The 18,869-nt window shown below is 32.1% G+C and carries 12 protein-coding genes; 11 read left to right on the top strand and 1 reads right to left on the bottom strand.

Translation table 11 applies throughout. The annotated features are described in order from the left end of the window. Position 1 precedes the first annotated feature (1 nt). The 10 genes from LX78_RS01755 to LX78_RS01710 all read left to right on the top strand — a co-directional run bounded on the left by LX78_RS01755 (position 2) and on the right by LX78_RS01710 (position 11,205). On the top strand, positions 2–541 hold the full coding sequence (locus LX78_RS01755) for a GNAT family N-acetyltransferase (RefSeq protein ID WP_109680916.1): 540 nt from the start codon (positions 2–4) through the stop codon (positions 539–541). Further along, a complete protein-coding gene (hemF, locus tag LX78_RS01750) occupies positions 531–1,433 on the top strand; it encodes an oxygen-dependent coproporphyrinogen oxidase (RefSeq protein WP_109680915.1) in 903 nt (300 codons plus the stop codon). Before LX78_RS01755 ends, hemF begins: the two co-directional genes overlap by 11 nt. Next, complete coding sequence (locus tag LX78_RS01745) at positions 1,424–2,380, top strand: DUF4421 family protein (RefSeq protein WP_109680914.1); 957 nt, start codon at positions 1,424–1,426, stop codon at positions 2,378–2,380. The genes hemF and LX78_RS01745 overlap by 10 nt, the downstream gene beginning before the upstream one ends. Positions 2,381–2,390: 10 nt before the next feature. After that, positions 2,391–3,383 carry a porphobilinogen synthase gene (gene hemB, locus LX78_RS01740; RefSeq protein WP_109680913.1) on the top strand — a complete coding sequence of 331 codons (993 nt, stop codon included), beginning with the start codon at positions 2,391–2,393 and terminating at the stop codon, positions 3,381–3,383. A 93-nt stretch (positions 3,384–3,476) separates the two neighbouring features. Beyond that, a complete protein-coding gene (locus LX78_RS01735; RefSeq protein WP_109680912.1) occupies positions 3,477–6,002 on the top strand; it encodes a T9SS type B sorting domain-containing protein in 2,526 nt (841 codons plus the stop codon). A gap of 74 nt (positions 6,003–6,076) precedes the next feature. Next, positions 6,077–7,162, top strand: a complete 1,086-nt coding sequence (locus LX78_RS01730; RefSeq protein WP_109680911.1) for a CNNM domain-containing protein — start codon at positions 6,077–6,079, stop codon at positions 7,160–7,162. Then, positions 7,162–7,635: a methylated-DNA--[protein]-cysteine S-methyltransferase gene (locus LX78_RS01725; protein WP_109680910.1), complete on the top strand. Its 474-nt coding sequence runs from the start codon at positions 7,162–7,164 to the stop codon at positions 7,633–7,635. Before LX78_RS01730 ends, LX78_RS01725 begins: the two co-directional genes overlap by 1 nt. A gap of 73 nt (positions 7,636–7,708) precedes the next feature. Further along, the gene (locus tag LX78_RS01720; protein ID WP_109680909.1) at positions 7,709–10,120 is read left to right on the top strand and encodes a penicillin acylase family protein; all 2,412 of its coding nucleotides are present in this window, start codon (positions 7,709–7,711) and stop codon (positions 10,118–10,120) included. Between the two features lie 2 nt (positions 10,121–10,122). Continuing rightward, positions 10,123–10,479: a hypothetical protein gene (locus tag LX78_RS01715; RefSeq protein ID WP_109680908.1), complete on the top strand. Its 357-nt coding sequence runs from the start codon at positions 10,123–10,125 to the stop codon at positions 10,477–10,479. A 12-nt stretch (positions 10,480–10,491) separates the two neighbouring features. Continuing rightward, the gene (locus LX78_RS01710; RefSeq protein ID WP_109680907.1) at positions 10,492–11,205 is read left to right on the top strand and encodes a 3'-5' exonuclease; all 714 of its coding nucleotides are present in this window, start codon (positions 10,492–10,494) and stop codon (positions 11,203–11,205) included. Positions 11,206–11,312: 107 nt separating this feature from the next. Here LX78_RS01710 and LX78_RS01705 read toward each other — a convergent pair whose 3' ends face one another. Further along, positions 11,313–16,490, bottom strand: coding sequence for a reprolysin-like metallopeptidase (locus tag LX78_RS01705; protein WP_109680906.1), 5,178 nt, complete (start codon positions 16,488–16,490; stop codon positions 11,313–11,315). A gap of 182 nt (positions 16,491–16,672) precedes the next feature. Here LX78_RS01705 and LX78_RS01700 point away from each other — a divergent pair, with 182 nt between their 5' ends. Beyond that, a complete protein-coding gene (locus LX78_RS01700; protein WP_109680905.1) occupies positions 16,673–18,364 on the top strand; it encodes an ABC transporter ATP-binding protein in 1,692 nt (563 codons plus the stop codon). The last annotated feature ends 505 nt before the right edge of the window (positions 18,365–18,869 follow it).

Below are 18,869 nucleotides of genomic sequence, written 5' to 3'. Positions count from 1 at the left end.
AATGACTTTTTCTACCGAAACATTTAAACTTGAAGCACTTAAACTCGAAGATGCTTCAAGTTTAAGTGCTTTAATGATAAATAACGGTAAAAGTTTTCAAGAGTATTTACCTAAAACCTTAGCTCAAAATCTATCTGAAATAGATTCTGAAAATTATATTTTAAAAAAAAATAAAGCCCTAAAAGATCAAACAGAATTTACTTTTGCTATAAAAGATATTGACACAAATAAGGTAGCAGGTTTAGTGATTTTAAAAAATTTGGATTACCAGATTAATCAAGGAGAATTTGCTTATTGTATTGGGAGAAAATTTTCTGGAAAAGGATGGATTACACAAAGCATTAAAGCTTTTACCAAATTTGCTTTTAGAGACTTAGGTATAAAAACGCTGCAAATTATTATTCATAAAACAAACGCTAGTAGTATTAATGTAGCTGAGCGTTGTGGTTTTAAGTGGTCTAAAACACTTACAAATGAATTTAAACCTTCCGGAAGAAACCCAATAGACATGGAACTTTATGAATTACATGATGAAAAATAAATTCTACCATTACATACAAAATTTACAAGACTCTATAACCTCTAAACTAGAGGCTGTGGATGGCAAGTCTAAATTTCAAGAGGACATCTGGATTCGTCCAGAAGGTGGTGGAGGACGAACTCGTGTAATTGAAAATGGTCGGGTTTTCGAAAAAGGAGGTGTTAATATTTCTGCTGTCCATGGAGAGCTTCCTGAAACTATGCGTAGCCATTTTGGCGTAAAAGATGCTCAGTTTTTTGCTTGTGGTTTGAGTTTAGTTTTACATCCTAAAAACCCAATGGTTCCTACTGTTCATGCTAATTGGCGTTATTTTGAAATGTATAATCAAGAAGGGCAAATAGTAGATCAATGGTTTGGTGGTGGACAAGATTTAACACCTTACTATTTATTTGAAGAAGATGCCATACATTTTCACCAAACCTGTAAAACAGCTTGCGACAAACACAATCCTGATTTCTATCCAAAATATAAAGAACGTTGCGACGAGTATTTTTACAATTCACATAGAAATGAAGCTAGAGGAATAGGAGGTTTGTTTTTCGATTATTGCAAAGCGACAGACAGTATGAGTATGGAAAATTGGTTTAGCTTTGTTACAGAAGTTGGCAATAGCTTTTTAGAAGCTTATGTGCCTATAGTTGAAAAACGCAAGGAATTAGCATATACTGATTCACAACGTACATGGCAAGAAATCCGTCGTGGTCGTTATGTTGAATTTAATTTGGTACATGATAAAGGAACACTTTTTGGATTAAAAACTAACGGAAGAATAGAAAGTATTTTAATGAGTTTACCTCCTCATGTGCAATGGGTTTATGATCATCAACCTGAACCTGAAAGTGCTGAAGAAAAATTATTAAGTGTCTTAAAACACCCTTTACAATGGGTCTAAAATTAATTAAATATTTCGTCTTAGTTACATTCTATTATTCAGCATATTCACAAAACGATAGCCTCACCAAAAGCACGTATATTAAAGCATTTCAAGATAAAATTTCTACAAGAATTTCTTTAATTAACACATCTAATAGTTTTTATATATATGATAAAAACAATGAAGAGCATTTTAAATTAGAACCCAATAAAACAAATTATTTAGGTTTTTCAGTACTTTTTCGTTCTTTAGAAATTGATTATGGTTTTTCGCCTAATTTTCTGTCTGCAAATAAAGACAATAAAGATTCAAGATTATTTACACTAAACTTTAGAATGTTTTATAATCAATGGATGCAAACCATAGATTTTTACAATCAAAAAGGGTTTTACATTAAAGGTAATAGCAATACTTTTGAATTGCCTGGAGTAAAAACCTTGAAAATAGGAGGCTCTACTTCCTATATATTTAATAAAAATTTCTCCTTTAGAGCTATTGGATTTCAAAATGAGTGGCAATTAAAAAGTGCTGGAAGTTTTATTCCAAGACTTTATTATTACTATACAAAATATAAACTTGAAGAGGATGAAATTAGTGAAAAAGCATATACTTATAATATTGCCATTGCACCTTCGTATTATTATAATTTGGTAGTAACAAAAAATCTGCTTTTCTCATTAGGTGGTTCTGCAGGAATTGGAGTTAATCATAGTAATAATCTAGGTTCAGAAAACATAACATCTGCTTTATACGAATTTACCGGAAGAGCTGTTTTAAGCTATAATTCCGATTCATTTTTTGGTGGAATTAATTCGAACATTATAATTCTAAAGCAAAATGCAGATAAAACTACAAGATTGGATGATGAAATTACTTATCTAGAGTTTTATATTGGATATCGTTTCAAGGCTCCAAAAAAATGGATTAATTTTGCAGACAAGTTTAATGAAAAATACGGTTTTTAAATAATAAGTTATGTACCCAATAAGAAGAAATAGAAGACTAAGAACCAACGAAGCCATTCGTTCTTTAGTTCGTGAAACCATTATCTCACCAAACGATTTTCTGGTCCCTCTTTTTGTCGTTGAGGGAAAAGGTATTAAAGAAGAAATTGCTTCTATGCCTAATTACTATCGTTACAGTTTAGATTTACTTGAAAAAGAGGTTAAAGATCTTTGGAAACTGGGTTTAAAATCTGTGTTACTATTTGTAAAAGTACCCGACAAGCTAAAAGACAATACTGGTAAAGAAGCATTAAACAAAAAAGGACTCATGCAACGAGCTATTAAAACCGTAAAAAATGCTTGTCCAGATATGTTAGTCATGACAGATGTTGCTTTAGATCCATACTCTATTTATGGGCATGATGGTATAATAGAAAATGGTCTAATACTAAATGATGAAACTGCCGATGTTTTAGCTGAAATGAGTATCTCTCATGCCAAAACTGGAGCAGATTTTGTAGCTCCAAGCGATATGATGGATGGTAGAATTTTAACTATTCGTGAGGCATTAGAAGATGAAGGATTTGTCAATACAGGTATTATGAGTTATTCGGCCAAATATGCTTCTGCTTTTTATGGTCCTTTTCGTGATGCTTTAGATTCAGCACCTGTAGATTTAAAAAATATTCCAAAAGATAAAAAAACCTATCAAATGGATTATGCCAACCGTTTTGAAGCACTTCGTGAAACCGAAATGGATATAGATGAAGGTGCAGATATTGTGATGGTAAAACCAGGCTTGTGTTATTTAGATATTGTTAGAGAAATTAAAAACGAAGTCGATGTGCCAGTTGCTGTCTATCAGGTTTCTGGAGAATATGCTATGCTTAAAGCTGCTGCAGAAAAAGGTTGGCTAGACCACGATGCTGTAATGATGGAGCAAATTACTGCCATAAAACGTGCTGGAGCAGATATTATAGCTAGCTATTTCGCAAAAGATGTTGTTAAATTATTAAATAAGTAATATTTAACGCACATATTATTAATTAAAAAATTATATTTAACTATCTTAAATTAATAAATCCTACTTCTATAGCTAAAAAACCCATTTCAATTAATGAATACCTCACGTAAACTCGGTCTCTTTTCATTTTTATTTTTTTTAACTTTTAGTCAAGTTCAAGCACAACTTGAAGCTCATTTAATAGACGGAGACGGTTGGGCTAAAGGAGATTTTATAGAAATAGGAATAAATGAAAAAGGAGTATTTGGGGCTAAGACTAATAATAAGCCTCCAAATTTTCATGATAATAGAGAGTCTGATGGAAATTTCAAATTTGGGTTTATTGCAAACCCATTAGCCGATGGCTGGGTAGATTATGATGGTGATTTTTTTACACCTGGAGTCCCAGAAGAAGGATTCACCATAGAAATTAGTGGTATAAACTATAACAATAATAATTCTGATTACTTGTTCCAAATACCTGGAGAAGTTACAAATGTTAATGTTGTTTCATCTGATTGTTTTGAAGATACAGCACAAATTACTTGGGAAGGCAATGTTGCTGGCTTAAACATTAAACGATACTACAGTGTGACTCAAGATGGTTTATTTATTCAAATGAAAACTATAATAAAAAACTTATCTGATTCTGTTAAAAACGATGTGTTTTTTATGCACAATGTCGATCCAGACAATAATATTACTTTAAGTGGTTCATATGAGACCGATATGAGCTTAATTTCGCAAGCCAGTTCTGCTACAGATGATGTTTGTCTTGTTACTGCTTCTCAATCAGCGCTTGGAATTCCTCAAGATATGGATGGATCGCATGTAAGCTTTTATGCAAAAAATGAAAACATAAGAGTATCATATGGTGGATTCGACAATCGAGTAGCAAGTGATATCTGGAATTCAACCCCTACGCATTTTAGCACTGAAGGTAGTACTACAAATTTTATTGATGCAGCTATTTCATTAGCAATAAATATTGGAGATATTGAATCAAATCAAACCGTAAGTTTTACCTACTTTTATATATTAGAAGAGATTGACGAATCTTTTATCCCTTTTATTGTTAATGTTTTTCAAGAAAACCCTTCAATATGTAATGGTTTAGATGGAAGAATTGTGTTCTCAGGTTTAGATCCTGGAGAATCCTACACCATCAACTATGAAGATGATGGTGTTTTTATTCCTAATGAAACATTTGTTGCAGATGTTGATGGAAATATAGCTATAGAAAATTTAGACGCTGGAACTTATGCTAATATTAATCTATTTTATGCTGCTTGTAACACCAGTATAAATACCGTTTTTGAACTAACAGACCCAGAAGCGCCTAACTATACTATTACTAAAGAGGATGTTACAGATTGCGATAATATTGATGGTGAAATAATAATTCATGGCTTAACTCCATATACAAATTATACATACCAATATACTTATAACGGAGAATTGATAGATGAAATTACTATTGAAGCCAACGCGAATGGTGAAATTATTATTGAGAATCTAGATAGAGGAATTTATTCCAATTTTGTATTAGAACAGTATAGCTGTTTAACTGCTAGTAATGATATTATAGAAATAACTGGTCCACCAATACCATTGTCATACCCTATTCCAGAACAATTTTATTGTGATGAAGATTACGACTATATAACAACTATAGATCTTTCTGGGGCAGATATGTTTATTATTGGTCCTGATAATCCAGCAGATTATGACATTTCCTACCATGAAACTGAATTGGATGTTATTAATAATATTGCTGTTTCAAAAACTAACTATTCAACACCTGGTTTACCTAGCTTTACTTTGTATGCCAAAAAAAGGGATTTGAGTAATGGTTGTTATACTTACATTCCTTTTACAGTAACAATAAATATCCCTCCACAATTTGAATTAAATGATGATTTTTTATGTGTTAATAGCGATGATACACCTAACACTTTTTATGAGCTCCCTATATTATCAACAGGTTTATCTAATACACTACACACATTTGAATGGTATTTTGAAGGCGTTTTAATTCTAGGTGAATCTCTAAGCGATTTAACAGTTACCAATTATGGAAACTATTCTGTTAATGTAACTAATAATTTAACAGGTTGTTTTATAGAAAAACATGCTGTTATTACTCCTTCTGGACCACCTCAAACACTTGAAGTAAATATTGTCTCTGAACCATTTTCTGAAAATCATATAGTAGAAATAATAGCTATAGGACATGGTAACTATATGTATGGAATTGATGAAAGTCCTTATCAAGAAAGTTCAATATTTTATAATGTCCCAAATGGATATCATGAATTTCATATTGGAGATGTTAATGGATGTGGTATAGTTACGGTTGGAAAAACACTAGTAGATTATATAAAATTTTTCACGCCTAATAATGATGGCTTTAATGATCTTTGGCAGATAATTGGTGTAGAAAAATTAATTGAACCTAAAATATATATTTTCGATAGGCATGGAAAGCTTCTAAAAGAATTAAACTCAAATAGTCCTGGTTGGGATGGAACATTTAAAGGTGAAAATTTACCAAGTTCAGACTATTGGTTTAAAGTTCTATTTAAAGATGACGATAATGTAGATCGTGAGTTCACTTCACATTTTACTTTAAAACGTTAAGCGTAAACATAATCGTACTTAAAGTAATTTATAAATTGGATTTTGTAAATTAGCAAAAAATTAAATACACTTTAATGAGCACACTCATTCTTTGGGCCACTATATCTATTTTCTTTTCGTTTTTATGTTCCATTTTGGAAGCTGTATTGTTAAGTGTAACACAAACTTTTATTAGTGTTAAAAAACAAGAAGGTAAAGCCTATGCTTTTAAGCTGGAAGCCCTTAAATCAGATGTTGACCAGCCATTAATTGCAATCCTTACCTTAAACACTATAGCTCATACTTTAGGAGCCATGATGGTAGGTATTGAAGCTGAAAAATTACCTTTTAAATTAGAAATATTAGGTATAAATACTGTTGGAATTATTTCTGCAATCATGACGTTGCTTATATTAATAGTTTCAGAAATTATTCCAAAAACTATTGGTGCTTCTTATTGGAAACATTTAGTTGGGTTTACAGCAACTACTCTTAATATTTTAATTTTTCCACTAAAATATACAGGCATTTTATGGCTATTAAGACTTACAACCAAGCTAATTGGAGGTAATGCACATGGAAGTGTTTTAAGTCGTGAAGATTTTCACGCTATGACAGATTTAGCAGAAGAAGAAGGTATTTTTCATGAATCTGAAAGTAAGGTCATAAAAAACATGCTAACTTTTAAAGAGGTGTTGGCGAAAGATGTTATGACACCTAGAACGGTTATGTCTATAGAAGATGAAAACCAAACCATTGAAACTTTTTTTAAAAATAATGCCAATATAAAATTCTCTAGAATTCCTGTTTTTACCGAAAATCCGGATAATATCACAGGACTGGTTTTAAAAGACGAAGTGTTTAAAGAAATGGCCTTTGGAAATGGGAAAAAATTACTTAAAAATATTAAGAGAAACATTATAATCATCAATCGAAGTATGCCAATACCTCGTTTGTTTGAACAATTAATAGAAAGCAAAAATCACATGGCGCTAATTGTAGATGAATACGGTTCTGTAAGTGGTCTAGTAACCATGGAGGATGTTATAGAAACTCTTTTAGGCTTAGAGATTATGGATGAGCACGACGATGTACCAGATTTACAGCTTTTAGCAAGAAAAAGTTGGGAAGCTCGCGCCAAAAGACTTGGGTTAATTGACGATATTAAACCAAAAGATTAATGGAGATATGTATTATCAAATCACTTTTAGGGTTTACTAAAATAACAGGTGATAATGATGGTGTTTTGTCTATTATAGTTTTAAATTCTGAAGAAAAAGTTACAGATATTATTCCTGATTGTCTTCAAGATTGTGTCTACCAACTTCAAGAATATTTTGAAGGAACACGCAAGAGTTTCGACCTACAGCTAAATCCAGATGGAACCGATTTTCAAAGAAAAGTTTGGGATGCTCTATTGAATATTCCTTATGGGAAAACCGTGTCTTATCTTGATCTTTCAAAACAATTAGGCGACGTAAAAGCCATAAGAGCTGTTGCCAATGCCAATGGTAAAAATCCCTTGTGGATTGTCGTGCCTTGTCATCGTGTAATTGGCAGTGATGGCAGTTTAACAGGTTATGCTGGAGGATTACACAGAAAAAAATGGTTGCTAGATCATGAAAGTCCTTATAAACAGCAATCCTTATTTTAATTAAAGGCTCTAACTCTCTTTAGAGTTCAAATTCAACAAAAAAATATATCTTTAGTCTATAAATTTTTATTAAATGAAATACCTCAAATTTTTTGTTTCACTAATACTTCTAATTAGTGTTTTTTATGCATTGAATACAAAATTTGGTTCTGTGCCAGCTATAGGCGAATTTTTAAATCCTGCTCAAGGCATTTGGCAAAATGAACAAACCGAATCTATAACTGGTAATCTTCAAATTAATGGGCTTTCAGATAAAGTTATAGTCCATTACGACGAAAATCTTATTCCTCATATATTTGCTCAAAATGACACCGATTTATATAAAGCTCAAGGCTATATTACAGCTAAACATAGATTATGGCAGATGGAATTTCAAACTTTTGCAGCTGCAGGACGTCTTTCAGAAATAATAGGAGAAAAAGCTCTAGATTATGATAGAGCTCAACGAAGAAAAGGTATGGGTTTTGGTGCAGAAAATGCTATTGCTAAAATGGAAGCAGACGATCCAGAAATACTAGTGTTCCTTCAAGCATACAGTGAAGGAGTAAATAGCTTCATTGAATCTTTAAAACCAAAAGATTATCCGGTAGAATACAAGTTATTAGGTTATAAGCCTGAATTATGGTCAATTGATAAAACAGCTTATTTATTGATGTACATGACAGACATGTTGTGTAGCAGAGAACACGATTTAGAGTACACTAATGCGCTAAGATTATTAGGCGAAGATAAATTCGATTTATTATATCCAGATTTTTTTGATGTAAATGATCCAATAATTCCAATAGAAACCGATTGGAGTTATATAGATTCAGCCATGACAAAAACACCACAAAGCGAACTACCACTAGACTCTATTTCTGAAACTATGGAAAAACCTCATGCCAATAATGGTAGTAATAATTGGGCTGTTTCTGGAGAAAAATCTTATTCAGGAAATCCTATTCTTGCAAACGATCCACATTTAGGACTCAACTTACCTTCTATTTGGTTTGTTATGCAATTAGCAACTCCTGAACACAATGCATATGGAGCCACACTGCCTGGAGCTATGGGAGTTATCTCTGGGTTTAATACAGATATCGCTTGGGGAGAAACCAATGCCACAAGAGATGTGAAAGATTGGTACAAAATTGAATTTAAAGACGAAAATAGAACTCAATACAGATACAATAACACTTGGAAAAATACAACTGTTAGAGTTGAAGAAATAAAAATACGAGGTAAAGAAACTTATCTAGATTCTGTTATATACACACATCATGGACCTGTAAGTTATGACCATACATTTAAAGGAAATGGGCAAAAAGAAGGTTATGCTATGAAATGGATTGGGCATATAGGAGGAAATAATCAGAGAACCTTAATAGATTTGAATTCCTCTAAAAATTACGACGATTATTTAGCAGCTCTGCAACATTGGATAGCGCCAGCACAAAATTTTGTTTTTGCATCCACCAATGGAGATATTGCACTTTGGATTCAAGGGTTATTTCCAAATAAATGGCAAGGACAAGGCAAATTTTTAATGGATGGAAGCAATCCAGAGCACGACTGGCAAGGCTTTATTCCAAAAGAAAACAATGCTTTTTCAAAAAATCCAGATCGTGGCTTTGTTAGTTCTGCCAATCAGCATCCTGTAGATGCATCGTATCCATTTTATGTGTTTAACGATGGTTATGAAACCTATCGAAATCGTGTAATTAACGATTTTTTCAATTCGAAAGAAACATTCAGTATTGAAGATTTTAAGGACCTTCAAAACAATAATTATAATTTAAAAGCTTCAGAATTAATGCCATACATGCTTGAAAACATGGATACTTCTAATTTAAATCAAGAAGAGCAAGACATCTTAAAGCTAGTTAAAGCTTGGGACTATAATAGCGATATTGATAAAATAGCTCCAAGTATCTGGGATTTATGGTGGAAAAAATTGTATCCATTAACATGGGATGAATTAGATCTTGAAAACACTGCTTTGATGGATCCTTTCATTTATCAAACTATTTACATGCTTAAAAATCATCCAGAAAACGAGTTTATGGATATTGTAGATACTCCGGAAAAAGAATCTGCAAAAGATTTATTTTTAATTACTTTTAAAGAAACTGCACAAGAACTCACCGAATGGAAAAAAGAACATGGTGATTATAATTGGCAAGCCTACAAAGGTGCTTATGTTGGACATTTATTACAAGGATTACCTGCGTTTTCAAGATTTAATTTACCTATTGGAGGAGACAGAAATACAGTAAATGCAGCCGACACAAATCATGGGCCTTCTTGGCGAATGATTGTGGAAATGACTTCTCCACCAACAGCTTTAGGAATTTATCCTGGAGGACAATCTGGAAATCCAGGAAGTAAATATTACGATAATTTTATAGACCAATGGGCAGTTGGAGACTATTTTCAAGCCTTATTTATTCAAGATTCAAATAAAACGGAAGGTGTAATTTCAACACAAATCTTAACTCCATAATCATGACAAAAAATAGCATCAATTTTATAGCAACTATACTCATAGCGTTTCTTCTTTCACAAATTATGCCTTGGTGGTCTATTATGGTTGCTGCATTTGCAACAAGTATTTTTATTAGCTTAAAACGTGCTTCTGTATTTGTAGTTCCTTTTTTAGCAATTACATTATTTTGGATAGCTTATGCTTTTTGGCTAAGTAATACCAACGATTTTATACTTGCAAAAAAGATTGCTGTTCTTTTACCTTTAAACGGAAATGGCTATCTTCTAACACTAGTGACTGGAATTATTGGTGGTATTGCAGCAGGAATTTCTGGAATATTTGGAAAACAATGTGTAACTTTATTAGCGAAACGCTAAAGTTTTAATAATATGATTGACAAGCTAAATCTCGAAAATATTCTCTTCCTAGACATTGAAACGGTTCCAGAAACTCAATATTTTTCTGATTTAGATGAAACCAAAAAAGCACTTTGGGAACATAAAACTCAATACCAAAGAAAAGACGAATTTACAGCAGAAGAATTTTACGATAGAGCAGGCATTTGGGCCGAATTTGGAAAAATTGTTTGTATTTCGGTTGGTTATTTTACTTTTCAAGGAGATATTAGAAAATTTAGAGTGACCTCTTTTTATGGTGAAGAAATTAAAATTTTAAAAGAATTTAAAAACCTTATTATTTCTCATTTTAGTCAGACTAAACATTTATTATGTGCTCATAATGGCAAGGAATTCGATTTCCCTTATATAGCCAGACGCATGATTATCCACAATATAGAACTACCTTACAAACTGAATCTCTTCGGGAAAAAACCTTGGGAAGTACCACATTTAGATACTTTGGATTTATGGAAATTTGGTGATTACAAACATTATACGTCATTAAAATTGCTTACTAATATTTTAGGGATTCCTTCACCAAAAGATGATATTGATGGTAGTGAAGTCTATAGAGTTTATTACGAAGAAAACCAAATAGACAGAATTATTACCTACTGCGAAAAAGACACTATTGCTGTGGCACAAATATTTTTAAGGCTTCGTGGTGACGAGCTACTTCATGATAGTGAGATTATTCATATATAATGTAGATTCTGAAGCTATTTACACTAAAGAAAGAAATCAAAAACCTAACAAAATAAAAAAGTCCAGAATTAAATTCTGGACTTTTAGTTTATTATAAAATTTATATCTTATTTAAGTATAATTTTTTGAGTTTTACCTTGAGTAGCACTCTCCAGTTTAATAACATAAACACCTACACTAAAATCTTTAACATCAATTTCATTTAAAGACGTACCCTCTTTTAAAGTTGTAGAGTACACCAATCTTCCTTGAATATCATATAATTTTGCTGATGTATTTTCATTAATCTGTCCTTTAATTATAATTGATTTAACGCTTTTTGGTGTAAATATTGACACATAATTTAAAGCATTTTCAGGGCTTGACAATGTTTCAGATTCAAATCGTAAAAAGAAACGTCCAGTACCTGATAAATTTGCGTCTGCTGTAAAAACATAATCAGAATTATTCAATAATGTAAATGTGTTAGATAAATTATCTTCAAGAAACACCTCAACATTTTCTGGTAAACTAGAATTATCAATACTAATTGTTATCTGTTGTCCTTGAGCTGCATTTATTCCTAAAGGAATAACTATATCACTACTAAACTCATTATATCCTACAGATTGAATAGCCATATCTTCTCCTTCATTCTCTTCAACTAAAGCAGAATAAATAGCAAAATCAGGAGCAACACCATTAAATACTGTAGCATCATAGCCAAGGTCTAAACCACGTGAAGCGTTATCTGTAAAATAAAAATCCGTATTATATGTGTCTGAAGCACTTGCCATTTGCAGGCTTAAATAAGCGATATCATTATTTTGGTTTTCTCTACCTATAATAAAATCGTCGCTAGACCCTATAGTTCTATATCCTGGTGAAAACGTTATAGTTCCTCCTCCTACTCTTGATGACACTAAGAAACCTTGTCCTGGTGTCAATATTTCATTTGGATTATTTTGGGAATAAGCTAAATTTAAAATCGTCCATTTTCCACCTACAACAGTATCATCGTTATATCCATATATTGCAGCACTTGTACTCAAGAGCTGATTCAAATTTGTTGGATTTAAGAAATCTGCTAATTTAATATATGAAGGATAAGGGTTTCCTATTAAATTCCATTCTGGATAAATTGTCCCTAAATTATATATATTGATAAATACATCACCTGTATTCACATTCCCTTTAAAGGTCAATGTGCCATCATCTGAGGTTGCTGCTCTATAACCAATTCCTGAATCTAGAGTTACTGCTGCTTCTGAAGGGATATCTGTATCATAAGTTAAATATGATTCTGAAGCTTTATCAAATGGTCCAAACATTTTTTCTGAAAGATTAGATGGATTAGAAAAAATATTAGGGTTAGCTGCTGCAAAAGCACCAAATGTTTGTCCAGTTACAGGTGCAGAAATTAAATCGTTTCCTCCTGAACTCGCATTCATATTTACATGTCGATTATATGTAACATCGCCTGTTGCAGTTCCTAATACTATTAAACTTGAATACTGATCTGAAACCGAATTTAGTGTCAAATCTCCATTATTCACTAAATCTCCATTAACATACATCGATAGTGCTTCAGGAATTTCTATAGCAGCTGATGAATTTACTATTAAATTGTTTACAGTAACATCTGTATTTACATTATAGGTTCCATTAAAAACCAATGCATTATCACTACCTGTAGCTCCTGATGGTGCATTAGGAATCCAAGAACTATTTAAATAAAGAAGACCATTGTATTTTAAATTAATGGTGTAATCTTCAACTTCGCCATAACCAAAAGACTCACAGGATGTTGGAATACCATTCCATTTTAAAGACACTCTCATTCTAGTGCTTTCTTCGAATGCGATATCGTCTGGGACAGTAAAGCTTCCTGATACTGGTGTGTTTTGTGTAGCTACTTGCGTCCAAACTTGTTCGCCAGCATCATCAAAATCACCATCATGATTATAATCAATCCATACAGCATATCCTTCATTATAAACAGTTCCTGTCCAATATGGCGTTATCGTTATAGTATATTGTGTGCCACTATATAAATCTGTACTTAAATTTGTGTAATCAGAATATCCTTGACTGGTAATTCCAGGGTTTAAATTATTATTATCAATGGAATTTAATTGAACGCGACCAATATATTCATCGTTAGTGTTATTTCCATTTGAATCACAATAGATAGGATCAAATGTATCTGTAAGTCCAATATGGTCAATCGCTATATCGCTAGCCCATCCATCTCCTGTTAACCCAATAAATCTAAACTTTACATTCCCACCTATATAGCTATTTAAATCGATGTTTTGAAAATTCCATTGGTTCCCTAAATCTCTATTAACAGTAAAGATATTATTCCAATTAGCTCCATCGTCAATAGAAATTTCCAAATCTAATGTTCCAATATCTCCTCCATACATGTGGTAATAAAATGAAAAATATGCTTCTGTAAGACCCGACAAATCATAACATGGACTATTTAAAATTACTGTAGCATTAGCACCAACTTCTCCTGGTGAACCGTTGCTAGATGCTTCAGTAAAGAAATAGTTTCCTCCTCCTGTAATATCATCTGAAGGCCCAGTACCACCAGAAGGAGTTCCATTGGCATCTAAAGTCCAATTTCCATCATCACCTGATGCTTGTGTCCAATCTCCAATACCTGAATCAAAAGTCTCTAAATATGGAAACGTATTAATAATTGTTCCTGTACATGCTGGAATATCTTGAGTTGTAAATTGCCAAGCAGTAGACCAACTACCAATTGTGCAATTATTTACAGCTCGAACTCTCCAAAAATAATTTGTATTATACGATAATCCTGATGCAACAGTTGACATATTAGTTTCACCAGTTTGATTAAATATAATATTTGAAAAGGCAACATCTGTTGCAACATCAATCTCATAAGAATCTGCATTAGCCTCTGTATTCCAACTTAAAGTTGGCGAAGTACTTACAAAAACCTCACCATCAGTTGGTGATAATAATGTAATGGTGTTAAGTGTTCCTGCAGATATTGTGTAACTAATATCATATGTTTGGGTTATTCCACCTCCAACTCCACTAACGGTCACAATATAAGTTCCAAAATTTGCAGTTCCTGGGTCTAAAGTTAATACAGAGCTATTTGTTGGAGTTACCGGATTTACAGAGAAGTTTTCTATAGCACCTGAAGGAAGACCAGAAGTTGATAAAGTAACAGGTGAGTTAAAACCTAATAAAGAGGTTAAATCAATAGTATAATCTGCTGTTGCTGGTGTACAAGACTCATTGTTATCTGGTGTTGCAGACAATAAAAAAGTAGGTGATGAAAGGTTAATTGTAAAATTCGTGTTTGATATATCAAAGAATATATTATTTGATGCTTTTACCATAATTCGATTTTGAGTCCCTGGATTGTTTGGAACGCTAATATCATGTGAACCATCATTAGGTGTCGCTAATGCCAAAGTGATTGGGTATGTAAAACCTCCATCTGTTGATAAAAATATATCGACATTTGCAGCATTAATTCCGTTTCCAGTTGTACCAGCAACATCCCAGGTTACCGTTTCTGTAGATCCTGTATCCCAAGTCACATTTGTATTTGGCGTGCTAACAAGAAATGGTCCTGCTGAAGCAACTGTATTTACAGTCATTAAATCGCTTGCAGTACAACCAGACATCGAATTATTGTCTCTTACAATAAATGAGAATTCCATACTTCTGGAGATAGAAGGTAACACTTCAAAGGTTGGGCTTGTATTATTAACTATAGCTGAAATATTCGGCATATATCTATAAGGTTCTGCTACAGGTAATAACGATCTAAACATAGGTCCAACAGCTCTTGTTGAAGTTGGTGCTGAATTCGAACCAGGGTTTTCCGGATCATTTTGCTCCCAACAATAGGTTAATCCACTATCGTCTGCATCAGTTCCAATTCCTTCTAATTTAAAAGGAGTTGAACTAGGAATCGAATAATTTAAACCTGCGTCTGCTGTTGGTCCACTATTATTTGAAACAATCAACTCTGCGCAACCACTTCCATTACCAAAGTTAATTGATGTCACTATATCTCTAATATTTACATAAGCAAAATAATCATCACTTGCATTTTGAACATTAGCAGAACATATTCCAGCATATCCCATAATAGTACTTGCACTACCAGGCTCTACTTCTGTTGCTCCACTTCCTGAACGACAACTCTGATTACTTTGAGTATGGTATCCTCCAAATTGATGACCCATTTCGTGTGCCACATAATCTATATCAAAAGGATCTCCAATTGGTGCTGCACGTCCTGTATAACCTCTACCTTTATGAGTCCCACTTTGACTAACCGCTAAACATACGCAATCTAAACATCCTGCATTTCCTCCACCAGACGTATTAAAATTATGACCAATATCATAATTATTAACGCCAATTTGAGAATCTAATGTTTGAGCTGTCGTGGTATTATATTCACCATTCCACGGATCTGATCCTGCATTTAAATAAATAACCAAATCGTTATTAGCCACAAATTGCATAATAATACCAAGATCTCTTTGGTAAATACCATTTACTCTATTCATGGTAACATTCATAGCAGCTTGAACAATCGCTTTGTCACCAGCAGTATTACCTGTTGATCCTCCAGCTTGTGCAATGTGATATTGTGCATATTCACCAGTACATGATTGAGCCAATCGATAGCGTCTTAAATTACAGTCTCCCAAAGCATCAACTCGCTGAACATCTTCAACTCTATTAATTAAACCATCACTACTTTCATCTGTATAACATTGAAAATCAATTGAAGTTTGCACCAACTCTTTTCTATAATAAGACATGTAAAATACATTATCCTTAGTAATAGGGTCAATATAAACTGTACTATGTTTTCCTGAAAGAATCATTCCACTAAATCCAAAATATGGTGAATAAGTTATTCGAATAGTTGCTGTTTTATCATCTATACCTTTTCCTGAATAGGTTTTTAATTGAGGAAATTTATTAGCTAATTCAGGATGCATTATTTCTGAATCTTCAAGAGTAAACCTTTCATTTTCTCCATTAGGCATTGGTAATACTAATTCCAGAGTATTGCCTTGTCTCTCGCTAAACATCGATCTTGCATTACTAGCAAAATTTAAAAAAGCTTCGGCATTAAATGAAACTGTTCTATAGGAAGTAGGAATTGAAACTCTATCTTTTAATTCAGTTCTAAAATCGTTAGTATTAGCATTGGTCCAGAAATTATTTTGAGCATAGACATTAACACTCATAATAACAACACTCACTAAAAACAAAATATTTTTTTTCATATCTCTTTTAATAATTTATTGACACTTTTTTGATGTCAAATAATTTTTCTCATTTTTTGCTAAAATAAAGTAATAAAATTAATGAGAAGTTTAAAAGAATCCTTTTTCGATTAAATACTGTAAAAACTAAATTTATTTAGAGTAAACCGTAATTGAAAAACAGAAAATAGTTATTTTTACATATGCCAAGTAAAAATTTGCTCTCTATAGAAAACGTTTCAATTTCATTTATTTCCAATAAGATTGAAAAGGAAATTATCAAAGATATTTCTTTTCAATTAAACACCAACGAAATTCTAGGAATTGTAGGAGAATCTGGCTCAGGAAAATCTGTGTCTTCTCTTGCTATACTTGGTTTATTACCAAAAAATATATCTAAAATCACTAATGGAAGTATCTTGTTTAACGACTTAGACTTAACCCAAATTGGTTCTAAGGAATTTCAAAAAATAAGAGGCAATGATATTGCAATAATTTTTCAAGAACCTATGAGCTCTTTAAACCCTTCTATGACTTGTGGAAAACAAGTACAAGAGATTTTATTGCAGCATACAACTCTGTCTAAAAATGAAGCTAGAGAAGAAACTTTAACGCTTTTTGAGAAGGTTAAGCTTCCAAATCCAAAGCGTGTTTTTAATGCGCATCCTCATGAAATATCAGGTGGACAAAAACAACGAGTTATGATTGCTATGGCAATTGCTTGTAAACCAAAAATATTAATTGCAGACGAACCTACAACTGCTCTTGATGTAACTGTTCAAAAAGAGATTATTCTACTACTAAAACAACTCCAAGCTGAAGAAAATATGAGCATTCTTTTCATTTCTCATGATCTGTCTTTGGTTTCTGAAATTTCAGATAGAATTTTAGTAATGTATCAAGGGCAAATAGTTGAGCAAGGTCCTGTACATAAAGTTTTTAAAGATCCTGTACATATATATACAAAAGCTTTAATAAACTCAAAGCCTTCTCTTGACGTTAGATTAAATAAGCTGCCTACAATTAAGGATTTTATGAATAAAACGATTGATAGTAGCATCGTTTCTAATGAAGATAGAAAAGCATTTCATGATAAAATATATGGAAAAGCACCACTTCTGGAAGTTGTAAATCTAAATAAAACTTATCTATCAAAATCTGGTTGGTTTTCTAAACCTGAAGCTTTTACAGCTGTAAACAATATTAGTTTTAAATTATATGAAGGTGAAACTCTAGGGTTGGTTGGTGAGTCTGGTTGTGGAAAGTCTACTTTGGCAAATGCCATTTTACAATTAGATAAAGCCTCTTCAGGTGAAATTTTATATCAAGGAACTGATATTACTAAACTCTCAAAAACTGAGACTAGAAAACTAAGAAAAGATATTCAAATAATTTTTCAAGATCCTTATGCTTCATTAAATCCAAGAATTCCCGTAGGTAATGCTATTATGGAACCCATGAAGGTTCATGGGATTGGAAATTCGGATAAAGAAAGAAAAACTTTAGTGTTAGATTTACTGCTAAAGGTTGGATTAGACGAGACATTTTTTAATAGATATCCACATGAGTTTTCTGGAGGACAGAGACAGCGTATTGGTATAGCTAGAGCTATTTCGCTTGAACCTAAATTAATTATTTGTGATGAATCTGTGTCTGCTTTAGACATTTCTGTACAAGCGCAAGTACTTAATTTATTGAATGAATTGAAAGTGAATTTTGGATTTACATATATATTTATTTCGCACGACTTAGCCGTTGTAAAATATATGTCTGATCAGTTAATTGTAATGAATCAAGGAGAGATTGAAGAAATGGATGATGCTGATGAAATATACAAGAATCCGAAAAAAGACTATACTAAAAAATTAATTCATGCCATCCCAAAGGGATTATAGCATGAATATTTTTTTAGTTAAATACATTAAACTTCTAATAAAGCGTCTTGTACTTTGCAAACTCGAATAAAGTTTGCTCTCATAACTTGTAGATTGTTCAGGTAGATTTGAGGCAAAATTCATAAGTAGGATTTTATGGTAAATTTGGGTTTCTTTTAAGATTAAACTTATAATAGATTTGGGGCAAATTATAAATTCAACATTTCAAAGAATAGGTTAATTGATTTGGTTCTGCTAATATGAAACTTTTTTTGAGTTGTTCTGCTAAAATACATTATAAATCGTTGAAATACATAAAACTTTAACATTTAAGATATTATATAAGGTGTTTTCCTACAAATATTAAATGCTTAAATTTAACACTAGGTTAAAACAAAGCCACGAATAACAAAAATATTTGTTATTCGTGGCAAAGAATTTTAGTTAAATGAAATTCGCTTAGGAATTTCATCTAAAAAGAATATTATATTATAAGCTCATATTATTTGAAATTCCTATTTTATAT

Source organism: Xanthomarina spongicola (genome assembly GCF_003148645.1).
GTDB classification, from domain to species: Bacteria; Bacteroidota; Bacteroidia; order Flavobacteriales; family Flavobacteriaceae; genus Xanthomarina; species Xanthomarina spongicola.
Note: the sequence above shows the minus strand (reverse complement) of the source record. Positions and strands in the feature narration are given on the sequence as shown.

Excerpts from the sequence above, each read along its gene's own strand:
- LX78_RS01700 (WP_109680905.1), top strand. The coding sequence starts at position 16,673 with ATGCCAAGTAAAAATTTGCTCTCTATAGAAAACGTTTCAATTTCATTT.
- LX78_RS01745 (WP_109680914.1), top strand. The coding sequence starts at position 1,424 with ATGGGTCTAAAATTAATTAAATATTTCGTCTTAGTTACATTCTATTAT.
- LX78_RS01710 (WP_109680907.1), top strand. The coding sequence starts at position 10,492 with ATGATTGACAAGCTAAATCTCGAAAATATTCTCTTCCTAGACATTGAA.
- LX78_RS01755 (WP_109680916.1), top strand. The coding sequence starts at position 2 with ATGACTTTTTCTACCGAAACATTTAAACTTGAAGCACTTAAACTCGAA.
- LX78_RS01705 (WP_109680906.1), bottom strand. The coding sequence starts at position 16,490 with ATGAAAAAAAATATTTTGTTTTTAGTGAGTGTTGTTATTATGAGTGTT.
- hemF (WP_109680915.1), top strand. The coding sequence starts at position 531 with ATGAAAAATAAATTCTACCATTACATACAAAATTTACAAGACTCTATA.
- LX78_RS01735 (WP_109680912.1), top strand. The coding sequence starts at position 3,477 with ATGAATACCTCACGTAAACTCGGTCTCTTTTCATTTTTATTTTTTTTA.
- hemB (WP_109680913.1), top strand. The coding sequence starts at position 2,391 with ATGTACCCAATAAGAAGAAATAGAAGACTAAGAACCAACGAAGCCATT.
- LX78_RS01720 (WP_109680909.1), top strand. The coding sequence starts at position 7,709 with ATGAAATACCTCAAATTTTTTGTTTCACTAATACTTCTAATTAGTGTT.
- LX78_RS01715 (WP_109680908.1), top strand. The coding sequence starts at position 10,123 with ATGACAAAAAATAGCATCAATTTTATAGCAACTATACTCATAGCGTTT.
- LX78_RS01725 (WP_109680910.1), top strand. The coding sequence starts at position 7,162 with ATGGAGATATGTATTATCAAATCACTTTTAGGGTTTACTAAAATAACA.
- LX78_RS01730 (WP_109680911.1), top strand. The coding sequence starts at position 6,077 with ATGAGCACACTCATTCTTTGGGCCACTATATCTATTTTCTTTTCGTTT.